The sequence below is a fragment of the uncultured Nostoc sp. genome, from assembly GCF_964245575.1.
GTDB lineage: Bacteria > Cyanobacteriota > Cyanobacteriia > Cyanobacteriales > Nostocaceae > Nostoc.
This window is the reverse complement of the sequence record NZ_CAXTNP010000083.1, coordinates 1-20,766: the sequence shown is the minus strand read 5'-3', so window position 1 is coordinate 20,766 and position 20,766 is coordinate 1. Positions and strand designations below refer to the sequence as shown.

The 20,766-nt window shown below is 41.3% G+C and carries 16 protein-coding genes, 1 tRNA gene and 1 pseudogene; 10 read left to right on the top strand and 8 right to left on the bottom strand.

The window, feature by feature from the left end; all coding sequences use genetic code 11:
- Positions 1-48: 48 nt before the first annotated feature.
- From ACFFAP_RS15325 to ACFFAP_RS15310, 4 genes and pseudogenes are all read right to left on the bottom strand, one after another.
- Positions 49-351 carry an ISAs1 family transposase gene (locus ACFFAP_RS15325; RefSeq protein ID WP_375512005.1) on the bottom strand — a complete coding sequence of 101 codons (303 nt, stop codon included), beginning with the start codon at positions 349-351 and terminating at the stop codon, positions 49-51.
- A gap of 17 nt (positions 352-368) precedes the next feature.
- Positions 369-929: an ISAs1 family transposase gene (locus tag ACFFAP_RS15320; protein WP_375512004.1), complete on the bottom strand. Its 561-nt coding sequence runs from the start codon at positions 927-929 to the stop codon at positions 369-371.
- A 629-nt stretch (positions 930-1,558) separates the two neighbouring features.
- Positions 1,559-2,062, bottom strand: a complete 504-nt coding sequence (locus tag ACFFAP_RS15315) for a 2TM domain-containing protein (protein WP_375512003.1) — start codon at positions 2,060-2,062, stop codon at positions 1,559-1,561.
- 132 nt (positions 2,063-2,194) lie between these two features.
- Positions 2,195-2,446: pseudogene (locus ACFFAP_RS15310) on the bottom strand (creatininase family protein); the annotation flags it as partial.
- Between the two features lie 378 nt (positions 2,447-2,824).
- Between ACFFAP_RS15310 and ACFFAP_RS15305 the strand changes: the two are divergent.
- From ACFFAP_RS15305 to ACFFAP_RS15290, 4 genes are all read left to right on the top strand, one after another.
- Entirely contained in the window at positions 2,825-5,575 is a 2,751-nt protein-coding gene (locus ACFFAP_RS15305) for an ATP-binding protein (RefSeq protein WP_375512002.1), read from the top strand.
- Between the two features lie 8 nt (positions 5,576-5,583).
- On the top strand, positions 5,584-6,894 hold the full coding sequence (locus tag ACFFAP_RS15300) for a sensor histidine kinase (RefSeq protein ID WP_375512001.1): 1,311 nt from the start codon (positions 5,584-5,586) through the stop codon (positions 6,892-6,894).
- Between the two features lie 312 nt (positions 6,895-7,206).
- Positions 7,207-7,923, top strand: a complete 717-nt coding sequence (locus tag ACFFAP_RS15295; protein WP_375512000.1) for an ROK family protein — start codon at positions 7,207-7,209, stop codon at positions 7,921-7,923.
- A 135-nt stretch (positions 7,924-8,058) separates the two neighbouring features.
- Complete coding sequence (locus tag ACFFAP_RS15290; RefSeq protein WP_375511999.1) at positions 8,059-8,613, top strand: peptidoglycan-binding protein; 555 nt, start codon at positions 8,059-8,061, stop codon at positions 8,611-8,613.
- Between the two features lie 74 nt (positions 8,614-8,687).
- On the opposite strand, the gene ACFFAP_RS15285 is transcribed toward ACFFAP_RS15290, so the two are convergent.
- The 3 genes from ACFFAP_RS15285 to ACFFAP_RS15275 form a co-directional block, all read right to left on the bottom strand.
- Positions 8,688-11,108, bottom strand: a complete 2,421-nt coding sequence (locus ACFFAP_RS15285) for a sucrose synthase (protein WP_375511998.1) — start codon at positions 11,106-11,108, stop codon at positions 8,688-8,690.
- A 345-nt stretch (positions 11,109-11,453) separates the two neighbouring features.
- Positions 11,454-14,780, bottom strand: a complete 3,327-nt coding sequence (locus tag ACFFAP_RS15280) for a PAS domain S-box protein (RefSeq protein ID WP_375511997.1) — start codon at positions 14,778-14,780, stop codon at positions 11,454-11,456.
- A gap of 299 nt (positions 14,781-15,079) precedes the next feature.
- Positions 15,080-15,152 (bottom strand) — tRNA-His (locus ACFFAP_RS15275).
- A 124-nt stretch (positions 15,153-15,276) separates the two neighbouring features.
- Here ACFFAP_RS15275 and ACFFAP_RS15270 point away from each other — a divergent pair.
- The 3 genes from ACFFAP_RS15270 (at position 15,277) to cobA (ending at position 17,338) form a co-directional block, all read left to right on the top strand.
- Positions 15,277-15,660 (top strand): DUF4359 domain-containing protein, encoded by a 384-nt coding sequence (locus ACFFAP_RS15270; protein WP_375511996.1) that lies wholly within the window; start codon positions 15,277-15,279, stop codon positions 15,658-15,660.
- Positions 15,661-15,815: 155 nt separating this feature from the next.
- The gene (locus ACFFAP_RS15265) at positions 15,816-16,562 is read left to right on the top strand and encodes a sirohydrochlorin chelatase (RefSeq protein ID WP_375511995.1); all 747 of its coding nucleotides are present in this window, start codon (positions 15,816-15,818) and stop codon (positions 16,560-16,562) included.
- Positions 16,559-17,338: a uroporphyrinogen-III C-methyltransferase gene (gene cobA / locus ACFFAP_RS15260; protein WP_375511994.1), complete on the top strand. Its 780-nt coding sequence runs from the start codon at positions 16,559-16,561 to the stop codon at positions 17,336-17,338. The genes ACFFAP_RS15265 and cobA overlap by 4 nt, the downstream gene beginning before the upstream one ends.
- A gap of 30 nt (positions 17,339-17,368) precedes the next feature.
- Here the strand turns inward: cobA and ACFFAP_RS15255 are convergent, their stop codons facing one another.
- On the bottom strand, positions 17,369-17,989 hold the full coding sequence (locus tag ACFFAP_RS15255; RefSeq protein WP_375512015.1) for a hypothetical protein: 621 nt from the start codon (positions 17,987-17,989) through the stop codon (positions 17,369-17,371).
- Between the two features lie 433 nt (positions 17,990-18,422).
- Between ACFFAP_RS15255 and ACFFAP_RS15250 the strand changes: the two genes are divergently transcribed.
- From ACFFAP_RS15250 to ACFFAP_RS15240, 3 genes are all read left to right on the top strand, one after another.
- Positions 18,423-19,481 carry a homogentisate phytyltransferase gene (locus ACFFAP_RS15250; protein WP_375511993.1) on the top strand — a complete coding sequence of 353 codons (1,059 nt, stop codon included), beginning with the start codon at positions 18,423-18,425 and terminating at the stop codon, positions 19,479-19,481.
- A 3-nt stretch (positions 19,482-19,484) separates the two neighbouring features.
- A complete protein-coding gene (locus ACFFAP_RS15245; RefSeq protein ID WP_375511992.1) occupies positions 19,485-19,958 on the top strand; it encodes a tetratricopeptide repeat protein in 474 nt (157 codons plus the stop codon).
- 482 nt (positions 19,959-20,440) lie between these two features.
- Positions 20,441-20,766 (top strand): tetratricopeptide repeat protein (locus ACFFAP_RS15240; protein ID WP_375511991.1); only part of this gene is annotated, 326 nt, incomplete at its 3' end.

Below are 20,766 nucleotides of genomic sequence, written 5' to 3'. Positions count from 1 at the left end.
ATATTTTACAAATCAAAAACATTATTTGGTGCTTCACCTAGTGCAGGGCTATTTCATTCTAAAAAGTTGTTTGAGTGTGTCTAAACCAAAAGAGCAGAGCCGTTGGGCTTGTGCCATGTTTTCAAACATATTATCCCTGTATAAATTGAGTGAAAAATTACGAGCAAGCGCAAAATTTTGCGGGAGGGGAGTAGTGCGAATTCTAGATTTATCTTCGCCTTGGGTAACGTCTCGAACATAGTGAACTTTATTCTCAACACCCCAATATCCTCTGATACGTTCAGCAAAAGCTTGCGCCGTTTCACTTAAAGATGAAATATAATAACGAATTTCATTAGTTACTTCAATCATATTGTGTGTGAAAACCCTCAAAGGTCTGATTTGACTTGAATCAAAGTGGTAAGTCCAGGCCAAGAACGAATACCATCAAGATTTTGACAAATACTCACATGACGCTTTTCAATTCGACCATGCCCTTTGTTTATCTGCTTACAAGTGAATTCCGGTGTAAAATTTGCTTTGACATCTTTGAATAGATTAGGTTGATTGCCTTTTAAGCCAGCAATATAATCATTTCCACTATTTATAATCAACTCACAAGTTTTTTTCAGTATTAATAGCATCAAAAGCAAAATAACTTCCTTGAGAGCCAGTTTTGAAATTAACTCAGGTAAAGCAATAAGATCATTAGTTTTGGCATCGACTTGAAATGGCTCTAAAATTAAACCTCGCTCAACAATATAAGAACTAACTAACATAATCGCTCGATGCGAATCGGATTTAGGATTATCATTTTCAATCTGATATGAACCTTTGAGGACTTTGCTTTTCTTACCAACAGTTTCTCCACTATTTGGTTGTACATTAAAGAATTTGCTCAGACACACGGAATAATCTTCGTAATCTACGTGCAATAAGGCACGACGCACAGTGCTATTAAGTTGGTAGTCTATTTTTTGGGGGTTGAAAAAGGTCAATCAACGGCTCACGGTAGCTTTAAATCCAGTCTCGAATTGCTAAAAATCCTTTATTCCCTGCTGCGATGCCTACGGCGGGCTGCGCCTACGCCAATGTGAACAGTGCCAGAGATAATGGTAGATTATGTCTCTGTCCGGCGCGGCGACGGGGGTCTTCTAGACCTGCAAAAGCTTTGATAATTTCGATTTCAGACACGGTAATAGATGCTTGAAGTAGAGCTGGCGCTGTTTTGTAGCATATCGCGTCTACATTTAGAATGAAATAGTCCTGCACCTAGTGTTATTTGAAAACCACTTTAGATAAAATTATCTTTCAGACTATTGATAGACTGTGATATCCGTAGAAAGATAGAAAGAATACTTCAGCCAATCAAGTAACATCAATCTTGATTCTAATAATTGCTGTGTTTATTCAAATTTTCTTTCAGTAGTGTTACACAACAAATGTTGTGGCAAATTTACCCCAATTTCTCCTACGGAGTTTTTCTTTGAATTAGCGATGTTGACAACGAGCTTCTTTACAAGACGCTAGGCGTAGCTTGCTTTCCCGTACGAGTACGCTTATGCAGCAAGCAAAGATACTAAGCCTGTAATGCCTTAAACCACTTATTTAAAACTGTGCTAATGGTTTTCTTAATCTGATGCTTACGACTCCATTTCTGGAATGCCATTTCATACTCTTCGCCTTTAATTTGAAAGGTATTCCAGACATCAAGCCCTATAGGCAATCCGCAGAATAGCAAAATGTACAGCGACCAAGAAATTCCGCCACCAGCGATTAAATCAACCAGTATAAAAAAGCCATTAAAAATTGCATAATTGCCTAAACGCTTCTGAAATATTCTCATGCGGTAGGCGTCAAAAGCTTTTCGTTGTTGGACTTGACCCTGTTGTACAACCCAATCGCGTTCTGCTAATTTTAAAGAATCAGGTGAAATTTCTAACTCAGCAGCAATTTCTAATATCTGCTCATAAGAAAATTCTGTATCTTTGTCGTCAGCTTGACGAGCGATCGCTAAATGCAGAATTTGTTGGACATCTTCTTGGCTATACGAGCGGATGCTTTGAGGTTCAAACGCCGTCATAATTTTTTCTCTTATATTACTTTTAATAGAAATTTGCTGCCCGATAGATTTTAAGCAGCTACGCCAGTACTATTTCCATTATTCCTACATTAGCAAATCTAAATGCTGTGCCGCATCTAATGTATGGGATTTTTAACTTTGAGTAAAACTTGTCAATCCCTTCTCCACTTTTGGTTGTCGATAGGCATAAGTATCTTGAATAACTTGCGCCCAACCGTTAGCGACAGATTCTAGAATGCGATCGCCTTTTTCTTTAGTTGCGCTTGTGGCGTCGCCAATCACTCCACTTTTACTGATATCTCGCGTCACGCAAGCTACAGGTAACTTACACTCCCAAGTCAGTAAACTACTTTCTGAGTGTTCTGGTGCATACTCTCCAACAGCATACTGGCATCCAGCTTTTCTATTGCTTTTCCCAGTACCACCACAGCGTTGTTTACCGCCGCAGGCATCGCAGCATCTACAATTAACCGCAGATAAGGCCCATGTTATTCAACTTGCCCCCAAGGCTGGTATCTGGCATTGCTTGGATGTACAGTCCAGGTGAGGTAGGGAATAAAAGCGTTCTGATGGAATGAAACTGTGCATATTACTTGGATTGTGCCATTTTCATCTTAACGGGATTGATACAACAAACAAGATTGTGGGCAAACTAACTCTAGCGAGTAAATTTATTCTTTGCTCACATCTTGGACTTCGCCCTGGTGACTCTGATCGCTAAGTGCAAGATAGGAGTCATCAAACTGCCCGAAACTTGAAGCAATGAACCTTCTTGGCTTGCCATATTCCAAAAAGTTACCACTGCGCCTTGTACTCATAGTCCCCTTTGTAATCCAAATCTTTGCTGCTGTGGGGCTGGTGGGGTATCTCTCGTTTAAAAATGGACAGAAGGCAGTTAATGACCTTGCTAATCAGTTGATGAGTAAAACCGATAGCCTCGTTGACGAACACCTTGATACTTACTTGGCAACCCCGCATCAGATTAATCAAATCAACATTGATGCAATAGATCAAGGGCTACTCAACTTAAAAGACTTGGAAAGTACAGGGCGTTACTTTTGGAAACAAGCGCAGGTATTCAAAAATGTTAGCTGGATTGGCTATAATCTAGAAACTTATCAAGAGGCTGGGGCGGGTCGTTGGCTGGCAGGTCAAGGAATTGTAATTAATAAAGGTTTTGCAAACAAAGACTACACTTACGCAGTAGATAGCCAGGGAAATCGCACTAAATTACTAAAATTTACAGACTATGACCCGGTAACTGAGGACTGGTACGCCCAGACGGTAAAAGCAGGCCGACCGATTTGGAGTCAAATTTGCGTAGTAGAGGGATATGAAGGATATATCGTAGCTTCGGCAGATCGTCCTATTTACGACAAGACCCACAAAATGATTGGTGTGATCGGCGCTGATTTGCTGCTGTCGAGTATCAGTGATTTTTTGAGCAACTTAAAAGTTAGCCCAAGAGCAAAAACTTTTATTATTGAACGCAACGGGTTATTAATAGCTAATTCTAGTAGCCACAGGCCATTTACGTTGATAAATGGTAAAGCGCAACGCTTAAGCGCATTAAATAGTAGTGATCCCTTAATTCAAGCGACAGCAAAGTATTTACAGCACAAATTTGGCAACTTTAAGGCAATTAAAGACACCCAAATACTAGATTTTGAGTTTAAAAGCGATCGCGAATTTGTCCACGTCATGAATTGGCAAGACGAGTTCGGTCTCGACTGGTTAGTAGTTGTCGTTGTACCAGAAAGGGATTTTATGGCACAAATCAACGCCCATAACCAGACAACAATTTTACTGTGTCTTGGTGCATTAGGTGTAGCGACAATTTTGGGAATCTACACTTCTCGTTGGATTCTCAAACCTATTTGGGAGTTAAGCCAAGCAAGTAGTGCGATCGCATCTGGTAACTTAGACTTAGCAGTAAAAGTTTCTCGGATCAAAGAACTCAGCATCCTTGCCCAATCCTTTAACCGAATGGCAGGACAGTTACGAGAGTCTTTCACCAACTTAGAAAATACCAATCAAGATTTAGAAAAGCGGGTTGAAGAACGTACCGTAGAACTCAAAGCAGCAAAAGAAGCAGCCGATGTTGCTAATCAGGCAAAAAGCGAATTTTTAGCAAACATGAGTCATGAACTCCGCACTCCCCTCAACGGAATTCTCGGCTACGCTCAAATTCTGCAACGCGATCAAATCGCTACTTCCAAACAAAAGAATGGACTTAGTATTATTCAGGAGTGTGGTTCTCACCTATTGACACTAATTAATGACATCTTAGAACTTTCTAAAATTGAGGCAAAAAAACTCGATATTTATACTACTGACTTTCATTTAGAAAACTTTATTCTGGCAGTACGAAACATTTGTAGTATTAAAGCTGAACAAAAAGAATTAAACTTTAAATATGAAGTAATTAACCAGTTACCTACCGCTATTCATACTGATGAAAAACGTTTAAAACAAGTATTAATTAATCTTCTGGGTAATGCTATTAAATTTACAGAACGAGGGGAAGTAACGTTTTCAGTAGGAGTTATAGAAAATGAAAAATATGCAATAGAAAAGATAAATAATATTAATACTTGGAATATCCGCTTCCAAGTTGAAGATTCAGGCGTTGGGATGACTCCTGAACAATTAGAGAAAATTTTCTTACCTTTTGAGCAAGTAGGGGATAGCAAACATAAATCTGAAGGTACAGGTTTAGGATTAGCAATCAGTTGTCAAATTGTAGAAATGATGGGAGGGAAAATCAAAGTCGAAAGTACACCAAATAAAGGTAGCAAATTTTGGTTTGACTTAGCTCTACCAGAAGCTAATAACTGGATATCATCACAAACGTCTGAGTTAAACAAAAATGTAGTTTCTTACCAAGGTAGACAACAGATAATTCTAATTGTTGATGACCGTTGGGAAAATCGCTCTGTAATTATCAATCTGCTTGAACCTGTTAGTTTTAAAGTCCTTGAAGCAGAAAATGGCGAAGAGGGTTTAAAGAAAGCTCAAGAATTTCAACCAGATTTGATTATTACCGACTTAGCAATGCCTGTGATGAATGGTTTAGAAATGACGCAACATTTACGCGCTCAATCTAAATTTCAAAATACGGTAATTCTCGCCTCTTCTGCAAGTGTATTCAGCTTGAATCGTCAACAGAGCCAAGAGGCAGGTTGTAATGACTTTCTGCCTAAACCAGTGCAAAATTTCGAGTTATTTGAGAAATTACAACATTATTTAAATTTAACATGGATTTATGAAGTAAAAAATGAATTTTTAGAAACTAATATCCCTCTGGAAGAAATGATATTTCCACCTTCAGAACAGCTTGTTAATTTGTATAATGCTGCTAAAACTGGTTATATTCAAGAAATTCAAGAAGAAGCAGACTCAATTAAAAATTTAGACCCTAAATATACAGTTTTTGCTAACAAAATATTAAAGTTAGTAGAAAACTTTGATGATGAAGCGATTGTTAATTTAATTAAACATAAATTTAACTAAAATTTAAAATGAATGATTATCAAAAGGAATTGATTTTAATTGTTGATGATATTCCAAACAACCTCAAGGTTCTATTTGATATTTTAAACAATTCTGGCTTTAAAGTCTCTATTGCCAAGAGCGGTGAAAGTGCATTACAAAAAGCGCAAGAGACATTACCAAACTTGATTTTATTAGATGTAATGATGCCAGGAATTGATGGGTTTGAAACTTGCCGTCGTCTAAAAAATAACCCAAAAACTAAAGATATTCCGGTGATTTTTATGACGGCGCTTTCTGAAACTGTGGAAAAAGTGAAGGGATTGCATCTGGGTGCGGTAGACTATATTACTAAGCCTATTGAACATGAAGAGGTTTTAGCCCGCATCAATGTCCACTTAGAACTGCGGAGAATGCAGTTAAAGTTAGTACAAGAAGAAAAAATGTCTTCTTTGGGACAATTGGTAGCCGGAATTGCTCATGAAATTAATAATCCAGTTAGTTTTATTTCTGGTAACTTAATTTATGCTCAAAAATATATTGAAAATTTATTAAAACTATTGCAATTATATGAAAACTATACACCAGATACTATTCAAGAAGTTCAAGATTTTTCAAAATTCATTGAATTAGATTTTCTCAAGGAAGACCTTCCTAAACTTTTATCATCAATGATGGTAGGATCTAAACGCATTCAAGAAATTGTGCTATCGCTCCGAATTTTCTCACGATTGGATGAAGCGGAAATCAAAGAAGTTGATTTGCATATAGGTATTGATAGTACTTTAATGATTTTGCATAGTCGTTTGAGAGCAACACAAAAACGTCCAGCTATGGAAGTGATTAAGGAGTACGGTGAAATAATACCTATAGAGTGCTATGCAGGACAAATGAATCAAGTGTTTATGAATCTTTTATGCAATGCTATTGATGCAATTGATGAGAAGATTAATAATGTGCAACTAGCGAAAACAGAGAAAGCAGAGGTAGATAAATTAACTTCTTTACCTACTCGATTCCTAACTTCCAATTCTATATTAGCTAAATCGGAAATCGAATTCACACCTCAAATAAAAATTCGTACAGAACTAACTAAAGACCAAAAATTTATATTAATTCAAATTATTGATAATGGGGTAGGAATGTCTAGAGAAGTACAACAGCGTATATTTGAACAATTTTTTACTACTAAAGACGTGGGTAAAGGAACTGGTTTAGGATTAGCGATCGCTCATCAAATTATTGTAGAAAAGCATAGAGGAACACTAGAAGTCGAGTCAGTTTCAGGACATGGCTCACAGTTTACAATTAGTATTCCGATTTATAAGATTGAGGATTAGGGACGCTCAGTGATTTAGTTACAGCAGTTTGCTTTTTAAGTGAGGTACAAAACGCAGGACTCACGCATCAGATATAAAGAGTTTCTACCTGCTACTTCAAGCCGCACTGCCTCAAAACCCGTAGCTTTGTACTTCATGCAAGAAAAAACTGCTGTATAACCCCGCCCAAAGCAAGCCAGATTTTTTCCTATGTGTAAATTGGGAGCGATCGCTTGTAAATTCCCATGTGAAGAACTCTAGCTATATCCAGTCTAATTAAGATGCAGCAGAGGATAATAACCAAATAGGGACTAATAACAAGGACTTAAGCTAATGGTTGAAGAAAATGGATCGATTCATACCTTATCGGTTGATATTGGCGGCAGTGGCGTTAAGGCTATAGTTTTGGATATTACGGGGAATCCTGTAACGGAAAGGGCGCGTTTAAATACACCCCAACCTGCTACACCGAAGGTTGTAATTAATGCAATTGTTGAGTTAGCAGCGACTCAAGGTGAATTTCATCGTGTTTCGGTCGGTTTTCCCGGTGTGGTGCGGTCTGGAGTCACGGAAACTGCGGTAAACTTACATCCAGATTGGATCGGATTTGATTTGGAAACAGCATTATTAAAACACTTAAACAAGCCTGTACGGGTGATTAATGATGCAGATATGCAGGGGTTTGGAGCGATCGCAGGTAAAGGTGTCGAACTGGTGATTACTCTGGGTACGGGGTTTGGTTCGGCTTTATTTGTAGATGGTAAGCTGGTGCCGAATATGGAAATGGGGCATCATCCGTTTCGTAAAGGAGAGACTTTCGAGCAGCAGTTGGGGCGTGCAGAGTTAGAAAAAATTGGTGAGAAAAGATGGAATAGGCGTTTAGAAAAAGCGATCGCATCCTTGCAACATCTGTTCAATTATGATTACCTTTACATTGGCGGCGGTGAAGCGGTGAGAGTGAATTTACAACTACCGTTAAATGTAAAACTCATCCCTAATATCACTGGGTTATTAGGCGGTATTGCTTTGTGGCGAGATCAGAAAAGGTAAAAACTTTTTCAGTATCCACAACTGAGCGTAATAAGCAATGTCTCCCACGGGCTACGCCTACGCAGTATGCACTATCCCGGACAGCAGCAATGTTGTTGGTTAAAAGAAATATTGATTGAAGTAAAATGAACTACAATGACTGAAATTGACCTGATGATGACGGACATGTTAACAAGAAGACAAGCATTTGGGGTCAATTTGCCACAGCAGCAATTAGTTCAGATGGAGAATGACGTAAACCAGTCAAAAGAGAGTCAGTTAGAGATAACTGCTCAAGTCACACCACCTGAATTCATGCAGACAGATAGGATTTCTCAGGCTTCTTCCTGTGCGATCGCACCAGACAAAAAACATATACTTAAGAAAATCAGCAAAAAGAATCCGGGACTAGCTTCTTCTAACTTAGGTGAGTCTAATAAGTATTCTCAGCCTGGAGATCAAGTCCGTGCAAAGGCTACAGGACGGTTCCAAAAGTTTAGTAGCCAACCTATGCCGACTCTTTATTTCGGTAGCTCTGGTGTTGCTGTCAGAGCCTTACAACGGTTGTTAGTGTCTAATGGTTATGCTGTTAGAGTGGATGGGATTTATGGCGCATTGACAGAGACTGCTGTTAAAGCTTTTCAAAATCAACAGAATTTAGCAACGGATGGAGTAGTTGGTCAACAAACCTGGCGGGCGTTGACAATTTAGCCATTTGTCCATCGTCCTTAGTCATTTGTCTTTAGTCTTTAGCTAATGACAAATGACAAATGACAATTGACAAACTAACGGTACTTATGCTGCTCTAATAGCTGTTGCGCTCTTGGCTTGTAAATTAAATAGAACAAAGCCTCAAGATAACGCAACAAATCTTCCCGATTCTCCATCGAGGTAAAGTTCCAGAATCCATAAATCCGTGCTAATGATAACAGCTTGGTAGTGTGAATTTTCCAAGTATAGGTGCTGTAAACTCGGTCAATTCCTCGCTGTGAAATTTCATTCCAATAGTTAGGATTCTGTTCGCATTTAGTAATGAAGTCCACAATTTTTGTGGCTGTCTCGTCTAAATTCGTTGGGTTAATGTAAAAGCCATTAACCTTATCTTGAATAATCTCCAATGGGCCACCAAACTGTGTGGCAAAAGTCGGTAATCCTGAAACCATCGCCTCTAAAATTGTCAAACCAAAAGCTTCAAATAAAGCTGGTTGCACAAAAATTCCCTGATGATCGGCAATTACTCGGTAAATTTCACCAGAATCAGTTTTAGACAAGCGTACACCCAGCCACCGAATTTTCCCGTGGAGATTGTACTGGTCAATAATTTGGTAGAGTTTAATAATTTCGTCACGTTCTTCGTTGTCGCCTGATTCTTCGACGCGCAATTTACCCGCTACCAAAATTAAATTGCAATGCTTTTGTAATTCTTCACTTTGACCATAACATTCAGCTAAACCTGTAAGGTTTTTGATGTGGTCAAGACGCGCCATTGAGAAGAGAGGGCGCTTGTTAGGATCGTCGAGTTTGCCAAAAATTTGCGTGGGGTCTTCCAGAGTAAAGAGTGTTTCTGCAAGACGTTGGCGATCGCTCTCTACTCGGTCTTTAATCCGGGAGTAGGGGAAGTAATTATTTTCGTTTACTCCAGGCGGTACAACATTAAATTTGGGACTAAATAATTCAATCCCATTGGTCACATGGTACAACTCTGGCATGGTGAAGCATTTATAAGACTCGTACTGTCCCACACTATCCGGCGTTCCCACAATTTCTTGGTAGGTGCTGCTAATCACAAAATTGGCAGCATTCATTGCAATCAAGTCAGCTGTGAATTGCAAGGAAAAATGATATTTATCCTCTAATTCTTGCCAGTATAGATTACTAAACAAGTATTTAGATTTTTCTAAAGCATGGGCAACATTGCATTGGGTAACTTTCAGCCGTCGCGCCAGCAAGAATGCTACTAAATTCCCATCAGTATAGTTTCCAACTATTAAGTCAGGTGTGCCGTGAAATTCTGCCCGTAGTTCTCTTTCTGAATCAATAGCGAAAGTTTCTAGATAAGGCCAAAACTCAAACCGGGAAATCCAGTTTTGAGTCATGTTAGGATTAAAATCTCGTAAAGGCACTCGCAAAATCCAGGCATTTTCGGTATCGTGGACTTTTTCTAGCCGTTGATTACATAGAGTACCATCACTATTGGGAATCAAGCGGGTGAGAATAATCACCTTTGGCTCGACATTTAATTTCTCTAAACCCGCAAGCAGGACATCTTCTTGTAGCTGCTTCTCTAGGCTTTTTGCCTGGTCAAGGACGTAAACTACCTGACCGCCAGTATCGGGACGCCCCAACACTCCCTCTTGCCCAAACCAACCGTGGGCTGACACCAAGACGATTTTAAAAATCATCGGCACACGAGAAATGAGGGCTTCTAGGGTCTGGGGATCGGCAGAATCAATCAATTCATCGAGAATATTTAAAGTTTCTCGCACTCGCGCTGCGGTGTTACCCCAACCTGGCTCAAAACCCATTGACTGCAATTGGAATCGGAATTGTTCGTAAGGTTCATCATCGGGGCGATTATTAACAAAACCGATCGCTTTCTTAACTTGCTCGGAAAGTTGCTGCTGTGATTGAATGCGATCGTTAAGCAGCAGTTGCACACCGTTGTAGTGGTGCAGCCGCAAGAAATTCAACAAGCTGTCCAGCAATTGTTTGGAATCTTGAAATATTTTGCTGGATAGATAGCGGTTGAGAAATTGTACTCCCTTACCAATATTTTTGGGGTCGCGGATGACTGGGGTGTAGTCATAAAACGGGCCGAAGTCCAATTCTAGCAGGCCGCCCTCGTTGGGATGATATTTATTCACCAAGCGATCGCGCAAATCCAACAGTTCCTGCACCGTCATCGGCTCAATGCTCAAGTCTGATGTCAACCAATAAACTTCTTGGCTGGCAATCTTAGAACGGATGATGAAACAAAAGTTTGAGTCCTCCTGAATAATTTCTTGAGTATAGTAAATGAGTTTGCCTAACTCAGAGGAAGTGTAATAAGCCTCCGGTTTCTGAGACTTTGAGCAATACTCACTATATACATTGAGTATGTCGTTCCGCAGCAAGTACTTCTTTTCTTGTTGGCGTAATTCACTAAGAAAGGAACGCAAATCACTTCTTTCTTCACTATCTAAGACTGCTTGAAGCAATTCAGACATGGCAACTCCACTAAATGACGATGTTTGCATTGTTGACTTTCAAGGCGAGACAAATAAGCCTCTACCTTTTCTTGTGAGACCAGATATAAACACGAAATAACACAGATAAATACAATTTATCTGTGTATCTACAAATATCAACTTTTCAGCAGGCACTTAAATCGTGTTCTGCTTTACTAAAGTATCTATGACTCAGTATTTTTTGCTCTAACTAAAGGAATACAATTTTTATTTCTTTTGATAGATGTTATTAAATAACTGTATAAAAATTTGGGCACAACTTGTCACGCCCTCAACTGCTTGATGTAATCTTTACAATATCATTTAAGGGAACAGCATACAAGTCTACATTTCGACGACGATCGCCACCAAAACTTCTGGATCAATGGGTTTGGCAACGTGACGTTGAAATCCGGTTGCGATCGCTTGCTGCTGATCCAGTTCTCCCGCATAAGCCGTTAGAGCAATAGCGGGAATTTGTCCTCCTTGCTGAGGTGGAAGGGCGCGAATTTGCCGGATCAGCATATAACCATCCATCTCTGGCATCCCAATGTCACTGATGATGATGTTGGGAATGGATTGAGTAAATGCTTGCAGTGCATCAGCCCCGGATGCAACAGCAGTGACGATCGCCCCATGTTGCTCTAAAGCAAAAGCGATGAACTCCCGCGAGTCTGTTTCATCATCGATGACTAAAATCTGAATGCCGCTCAAATCACTTTCCTTAACGGGCGATCGCTCTAAGGTTGCTGCTTGAGTTAATTGAGGTGCAAGTGGAATTTTAACTGTAAATGTCGCTCCTAGCCCAACACCAGGACTGTCTACTGTGACTGTTCCGCCGTGCATTTCCACTATTTGGCGCACGATCGCCAGCCCCAACCCTAGCCCGCCAAATTTGCGGGTGGTTGCGCTATCTTCTTGCCGGAAATGCTCAAACACGTAGGGCAGAAAATCGGCACGAATCCCTTTTCCAGTATCGGTGATTTTAATTTGGGCGTGATTTTCAACTTGGGATAGCGCAATTGTGACTTGCCCTCCAATATCAGTAAACTTTACGGCATTCGACAGAAGATTCCACACAACCTGCTGCAATCGTCCTGCATCCCCGACTACCACTCCCAGAATCGGCGAGACGGTCGTCTGAATTTGGATTAATTTAGCTTCTGCGGCTAGCCGAACCGTTTCCAGCGCGGCACAGATTACTGCATTCAGGTCAATGGGTGAGCTTGATAAGCTCATTTTGCCTTGCAGAATTCGGGAGATGTCCAGCAAGTCATCGATCAGTTGCACCTGGAGTTGGGCGTTGCGCTCGATGGTGGCAAGCGCAGTAGTTGTTTTTGTAGCATCCAGCTTTTTCTGCTGCAACAGTTTTGACCATCCCAGAATTGGATTCAGGGGAGTACGCAACTCATGGGAGAGAACCGCCAGAAACTCATCTTTAATGCGATTACTTTGATCTAACGCTTCGGCGCGTGCTTGTAACTCTGCAAATAGGCGCGATCGTTCTAAAGCAGCAGCGACTTGATTAGCAACCGTTTGCATGAGGTCGAGTTCGTCGGGAGTAAAGCGATCGCGTTGACGAGTTCCCAGCCCCAGAGTGCCCAAAACGCGATCGCCCACGATTAACGGATGACTAGCATAGGCTCTGATACCGCTTGACTCAACTGGAATAGGAAGTTGATCGGTCGTTGAGAGGGCATTTTCAACGATAATTGGTTGACGATGTTGCACCGCATAACCACACACCCCCTGCCCTAACTCCAAAAATCTAGCTGATAAAGCAACGTCTTCTGATATGCCCCCATAAGTATTGAGTTTAAGACGTTGCTGGTCTTCTTGAAATAAGTAATTGAAGTAAACTTCCAGTCCCAAATAAGTCGAAACCTTTTCAAACAAACTTGCTAAAAATACTTTGGGATCTTCGGAAAGTAACAAATCATTTGCGGTTTCTGAAAGCAGCTGGAGCCGTTTATTGCTGGCTTGCACAGTCGCTTCTGCCTGTTTGCGATCAGTAATGTCTCGCGTGACACCTGCCACGGCTTCTACCATGCCATTTATGCCCAAAAGCGGGACAAAAATGTATTCATGAGCGCGCGTGCCGAATGCACTTGTGTACAGCGTTTCATCTTTGAGCGGTTGGCGCGTCTTGATGACTTGTTGAATCTGATTTTGAAGTCGGGTTGCTAAATCGGTTGGATAATCCAGGTCAAAAAAGTTTTTGCCGAGGGCTTGGGCCGAAGTTTTTTGCCAGAGGTCGAGCAACGGCTGATTGACGTAAGTGAACCGTCCCGAAAAATCGAATGTATAAATAAAATCGGGTACGGAAGAGGCGATCGCATCGAACTTTCGCAGTTGTCGTTCGAGTTCGGTGGAAATCTGTCGCCAAGCGGATTCAGCTTGTTTGCGTTCAGTGATGTCTGCCAGTGCCCCAGGAAAAGCGATCGCTTTGCCATCAGCATCATATTCAACGCGACCGCGTGCCGCAACCCAGCGCTCCTCGCCCACCGCCGTATAAATGCGGTACTCACTTACGTATTCTTTGCCGGTTTCAATCGCTTGGTTAATGGCTGCAACCACTTCTGGGCGGTCTTCTTCGTGTATCGCCTGTATAAATAGTTCAATTGGTAAGCCGATCGTCGCCTCCACGGAGTCAACGCCAAACAAGTAAGCAAAGGCTGCATTCACGGTCACCAGATTCTCAGGAATCTTCCACCGCCATGTGTAAATCGCTCCTGCCGCTAAAGCGGCCTCCCATTGTACCTGGGCTTCCCGTAAGTCAACTTCGGCTTGTTTGCGAGTGGTAATATCAAATGATATTCCTACCATGCGTTCAGGATTACCCGCCTCGTCGTAAATCGTATGCCCTCGAACGATTACCCAGTGCGTGCTGCCATCGTCCCAAACGTTGCGGTATTCCACATCGTAATTGCTACGGTTGGTAATCGAGTCTTGAATTGCCGCTTGCACCCAAGTCCGATCCTCTGGATGAATCCGCTCCATCAAAACTTGGTGCGAGAAATCAGCGTCAATGGGTAGACCATAGTTCACTTTGCACTGGTCACAAGTAGACAGAACATTTGTCTTGAGATCAAATTGCCAGGAGCCGAGTTTGCTAGCTTTAAGGGCAAGTTTTAGCTGCTGTTCGTTGGCTTGCAGTTGTTCGTTGACCTGCCTTAACTCCTGCGCTATGGCATAGATTTCCATCTCCATCTGCTCGCTGCGAGTTTGGAGTGATTGATTGAGTTGACGCTGTTCATTTTGCTGCTGCTGCACCTGCACCAACTCGGTAACATCTTCGGCTCGGTGAATAATATGCGTCATCTCACCGTTTTCACCAAAGACTGGCGAGTTGGTTACCATCCAGTACCGCTCTTCAAAGCCACTCCCTTCTGATTCCGGGCGGCGAATGTCATACTTCTGCACTGCCATCGTGTGAGGCAAGCGATGCTTGATTACATTAGACAACGAGGCACGTAAATTCTGAACGCCGTTCGCATTTGGATCGTCGGGATTGTCTGGAAAAACTTCAAATAAAGGACGACCAACGACCTGTTCTCGTTTTGTCTTCGTTGCCCGGAAGTAAGCATCACTTCCCGCGACAATCACAAAGTCGAGTGAGTAGACGATATACAATCCCGGTATCGATTCAAATAAGGTTTGAAAATTCAGCATCCATTCCCTCGCTCATGCTTCGCCAAAGTAATCGAGCAGTAGGGATTGAGGACTCGTTCGATAGGCTGAAACGAGGCTAAAACCCTCTTGCCTCCTGCCTCCTGTCTTATCCTAACGAGAGATGTTGCTTATATGCATCATTTTTTATAAGATAAGCTAATGAATTATAGTAGCCTTGCAATCTTTTCAAGTCTATAAACCTATAAATGACAGATCCTTGTTAAAGTGATGGTTATGAGTGTTCGCACAACACAACCTACCTTTTACAGTAGTATGCATATTAATATGAAATTATTTAGGGCGAACGATGGGAATTGAACCCACGAATGGTGGTACCACAAACCACTGCCTTAACCACTTGGCTACGCTCGCCATTCAACAATTTGAATTATAGCAAGAATTTGGCAAGTGGGCAAGAGGTTTTGTTCAAGGAACGGACTCAGTTGCTTTAGAGTCTCTGGAGTCTAACGATTACAAGGAATTTTACTTTACAAACATGAAACCTTTAACCATCATTGCATATACTGGAGCAGCAGTAGGACTCGCCGCCTTGGGTGTGACAATGGCGAAGACCAATCCCAGTCAGGTTGAGTATGAAGAATATGCAGTGCAACGGCTGACAGAATACTTAAAAACCGATGTATGCAAAAAAACTACCAATCTCATAGAAAATTTAATTCGTTTTAATTGTGATAAGTTGGTTGACTCGGCTAACCCACAAATCCAAGAAATTCTTGCCAGGACTACAGAAAGACAAAATTACATTATTTTTAGCATTTACCGTACAGATTTAAAAATAAACTCTTGGATACCTTCTTACAAATTTGAAACGGTGGGAGCTTTTGATCAATTTTATACTTACACTGCTGAAAAACAATAAGGAGCAGGGGGAGCAGGGGGAGATTATAAAAGTGATTAATAATACTTCTATTTAATAATTGATCATAGTTTCAATAATCACTAGAGTAACTATTACCACCAGCTTAATATTAAGTAAAATATAATAATTAGTCACTGAGAGTTCAAGCTTTGCCGATGTCATCTGCCTATCTGCTAGTATCTCACGGAAGCCGCGATCCGCGCCCAGAAATTGCTATGCAGCAATTAGCAAAGCTGGTATGTAACAAATTGCCAAAAAACCACAACCCATCAAATAGCGAACATTTGGTTGGTATAGCTACTTTAGAAATGAGTCCTCAGCCTTTACACGAGCAGATTCAACAATTTGCCAAGAGCGCTTTTTGCGAGCGCAAACTATCTCAAAACCAGAATCGCCTCAAAATTGTACCGCTATTTCTATTGCCGGGAGTGCATGTAATGACAGATATTCCCGCCGAAGTAGCACTAGCACAACAGGCTCTTGGTCAAGATATCATGATTGAGTTGCAACCATATTTAGGTTCTCACCCCAATTTAGATAAATTGCTGGCAAAGCAAACAGCTGATATAAAAGCAGAAGCATGGATTCTCTTAGCTCATGGTAGCCGTCGCCCAGGTTCTAAAGAAACTGTGGAAGCAATGGCGGCGAGTTTACCCGCAGTAGCTGCTTATTGGGCTGTCCCCCCTAGTTTACAATCACGGGTGAAAGAGTTAGTAGCTGATGGTTATAAAGAAATTGCAATTCTGCCATACTTTTTATTTGCTGGTGGAATAACCGATGCGATCGCAGCCTCAATAGAGGAGCTAAAATTACAATTTTCTGCGGTGAATTTCCAATTGGCAGAGCCACTAGGAGCAAGTGCAGAATTAGCCGAGATAATTTGGGATTTAACAGATAGATGAACCGCACAGAGAAACAGGATAAAAAGTATTTAGGAAAGGTTTATTTAGTAGGTGCAGGGCCAGGAGATCCGGGACTAATTACCCTAAAGGCGAAAGGTTTGTTGGAATGTGCAGATGTAGTTATCTATGATGCCTTAGTGAGTCCGGCAATTCTGGCAATGATTAATCCCCAAGCCGAGCAAATTAATGCTGGTAAGCGGAGGGGGAAACATTCGCTGTTCCAGGAAGAAACAACTCAATTACTGATTGAGAAAGCGCAGGCTCATGCAATTGTGGTGCGGTTAAAGGGTGGCGATCCTTTTATTTTTGGTCGCGGTGGCGAAGAGATGGAAGAATTAGTCGACGCGGGAATATCAACAGAAGTTGTGCCCGGTATTACATCGGGAATTGCCGCCGCAGCATACTCAGGTATTCCATTGACTCATCGGCTGTATAGTTCTTCAGTCACATTTGTTACTGGTCACGAGGCGGCGGGTAAGTATAGACCAAAAGTGAATTGGAATGCGATCGCCCACGGTTCCGAAACCATTGTAATTTATATGGGAATTCACAATCTGCCTTATATTGTGGAACAGTTAAGTGCTGCTGGGTTGAATTTAGAAACGCCTATTGCTTTGGTGCGCTGGGGTACGCGCCCAGAACAAGAAGAATTGATTGGTACTTTAGAAACAATTGTAGAGCAGGTAGAGCAAACTGGATTTGGTGCGCCTGCGATCGCAGTTATTGGAGAAGTAGTAAATATGCACAGTATTTTGTCTAGTTGTCGTCCAGTTTGATGGTTGGCACAAAGGTGAAATCGAGTGTCTTTAAATTTCTCGAATCCAAAATGCCAATCCGCCGCCACGGCCACGAGCTGCAATGAAATCTTCCGTCACTAAAAAGAAGCCAAAGAAGGGTAGTTTAGCTATAGACTGGTTGTAGAAATCTTCTGTTTGAACTTTACCAGAACGTATTGGTCTGTTATAAACAATACGACCAAACAAATTGATAAGCATTTGGTTAAAGTCAAACGCCAATAAATTTTTCTTACCTAAATATTGCACTGGCCCCGTGAGCTTTAACAAAACTGGGCCAAATTCAACCTGATTACCAATTTCGCCTCTAGCTGAATCCTGTTCCAAAGTGGCATTAAAGGAAATATGGATTTTTATAAACTTGGGTACATACAAACCCTTGCCTAATACAATTCCCCCGCGTTCTCTGACCTTCTTAGTGCCAGTGGCAAAGCAAAGTTGCCATTTACCTAGAAGAGACTCAAACGGATAAGTTAATCGTTGCTGCTTGGCAGATTTTTCTGCTTGTAGCAACGCATTTACTAATATTTCAGCACTAGGGCGTGTGCCTTTGTGTCCTCGATACGCAGCCGCAGCTTGGGATAGCACGGAAACAAAATCAAATGTCACTGTAGATGTTAAATCAGCCGTCACGTCGCTTCGCTCCGAATTCAAAATTGAAAATTCAAAATTCAATAATTTTTAATCCCCATAAATTTTAGTTGCTCTGTATCATGAGTCTGTTTGGGTCATGAAAGCACTCTGGGTTTAACTATTTCTTTGCTTTTCTGATAGATTGTAGCGTTATGGGGAGTAGGGGAGGATAATTTGTAGCTGTAATTCAGGGAAATAGCATGAATTCTAACTCCTAACTCCTGCCTCTTGCTCATCCTGCCTATCCTACGAAAATACAGTGCGTCTAGACTTTTGACTTTTGAATGCCTGACTTTTGACTTCCCCGAGCGCTTTCTTTATGTTGAGCGAAGTCGAAACACAGCCTCTCCAAGAGTTGGGGCTGACTCTTGTTAATGACCAAATTCTGTAACAATGGTTAACAATAAGCCAGAATATTGAATCAAAGCTACTCATGAGCCAGAGTTCTCAAAACAGCCCTTTGCCACGCAAAGCCGTTCAATCATATTTCCAGTGGTTATACGCTTTCTGGAAATTCTCTCGCCCTCACACGATTATTGGTACAAGTCTGAGTGTGTTGGGTTTGTATTTTATTGCCATTGCAATTAGTAATCCTACTGATTCCCTATTCCCTACTCCCCATTCCCTAACGCCACTTGCTCGACTTGGGGAGACTCTAAGACCGCAGTGGCTCCTGCCACTTGCTCGACTTGGAGAGACCCCAAGACCGCAGTGGCTCCTCCCTGTCTTAGGTGCATGGATTGCTTGTCTGTGTGGCAATGTCTACATTGTGGGGCTGAATCAATTAGAAGATGTTGATATTGACAAGATTAATAAGCCTCATTTACCGTTGGCATCAGGTGAGTTTTCCCAACAGACGGGGCAATTAATTGTCGCTTTTACTGGGATTTTGGCGCTAGTTGTGGCGTGGCTAACTGGGCCATTCTTATTTGGCATGGTAGCAATTAGTTTGGCTATTGGTACTGCTTATTCTTTACCGCCAATTCGCTTGAAACAGTTTCCATTTTGGGCGGCGCTGTGTATTTTTTCGGTGCGCGGCACGATTGTTAATTTAGGGTTGTATTTGCATTATAGTTGGGTACTCAAACAAAGCCAAGTAATTCCGCCTGTGGTGTGGGTGCTGACATTATTTATCTTGGTGTTTACCTTTGCGATCGCTATCTTTAAAGATATACCAGATATGGAAGGCGATCGCCTCTATAATATCTCTACTTTCACTATCAAACTCGGTTCGCAAGCTGTATTTAATCTAGCTCTTTGGGTGATAACTGTCTGCTATTTGGGGATAATTCTAGTTGGTGTGCTACGTGTGGCCTCAGTTAACCCCATATTTCTGGTAATTACTCATTTAGCGCTGCTAGTTTGGATGTGGTTGCGGAGTTTGGCGGTAGACTTACAAGATAAAAGTGCGATCGCTCAATTCTATCAATTTATCTGGAAACTATTTTTTATCGAATATTTAATTTTTCCTATCGCCTGCCTTTTGGCTTAGACAATGCTAGAAACCTTTCCCACTAGTTCTATTATCCCTGCTCTTGTAGTTGTTCTTAGTCTGTCAATTCTTAGCTATTTCGCTTGGAAAACATTGATTACCTCAGACTTGTTTCAAAAAGGAATCAATCTTTCTCAAGCAAAAGATTACCAAGGTGCAGAAGCAGCCTTTCGGAAGGTGATTTCCCTCAACTCTACTAATGATGTGGTGCGTTTGTTTTTGGGAGATGTTTTAAACCAGCAAGGCCAAGTAGAGGAAGCAACAGAATTATTCCGGGAAGTGATTCGCCGCAGTCCGAAAAATCCTGATGCTTACTTGCGTCTAGCAAATATTCTTATGCAGCAAGAGCGAGAAGATGAAGCTAAAATTAACCTGCGACAAGCTAAAGATTTATTGCAAAAACAACGCCAACCTGAAAAAGCTAAAAAAATCACTGAACTGTTAGATAAAATGAGTGCTAAGTCAAGCCAATCTTAAGTTGAGCGAGAATTGCGGAGATTAATTTTCCTGTTCCGTCCCCTAATTTTTTGACAATTCTCCTCATAATAGGGAGAATGGCTTTTGTTTTGCAATTTCCCAGTGTCTGCCGTAATTATGTCCCAATACAGTTCAGTTACAGCTTAACTCTTTATCAAAGTCCTTTTTTTTTAGAATCGCATTCTCTTATAGGACTTACGCAAAAGTACACGCGATCTGGGGCAATTCATGAATTGCCCCAACGTGAAAACAAGGGTTTCGGCTATTGTTTGCGTAAGTCCTATCTTCAGACAGGATAATAGTAAATTTAAAATGTGCGAACAACTTGGGCTAATAAACATAAGATCAAACCTCACCCTCAATCCCTCTTTGTGAGTTCAAAGAGGGAAACCGGAGGTAGGGTGAGGTTTTATATTTAATTTGACCCACTTACTTACTCTTGTTGATGGGCTTTATGCTCCAATATTTGTAAAAGAATAAAAATGCTGAAAAACAAGAATCTACTGGTAGCAGCTATTATCTGCTTATATTTGAGTAATGGGAATAGTGCCTTTGGTAAAGATGTTGGCGTTGTTTTCTCAAAAATTCATGATGCACAGTCCGCAGTTCCTCAGAGCAAAAACGCAGTTGCTAACTTCAAGCAAGGAACCAATCTCTACAAACAAGGAGATTTCAAAGGAGCAGAGGCGGCTTTTCGGAAAGCAATTGAACTAGAACCTAACTTTGCCCAAGCTTATATTGCTTTGGCAAATACTCTCGACGATCAAGGTAAACCACAAGAAGCGATCGCACATTACAAAAAAGCCAT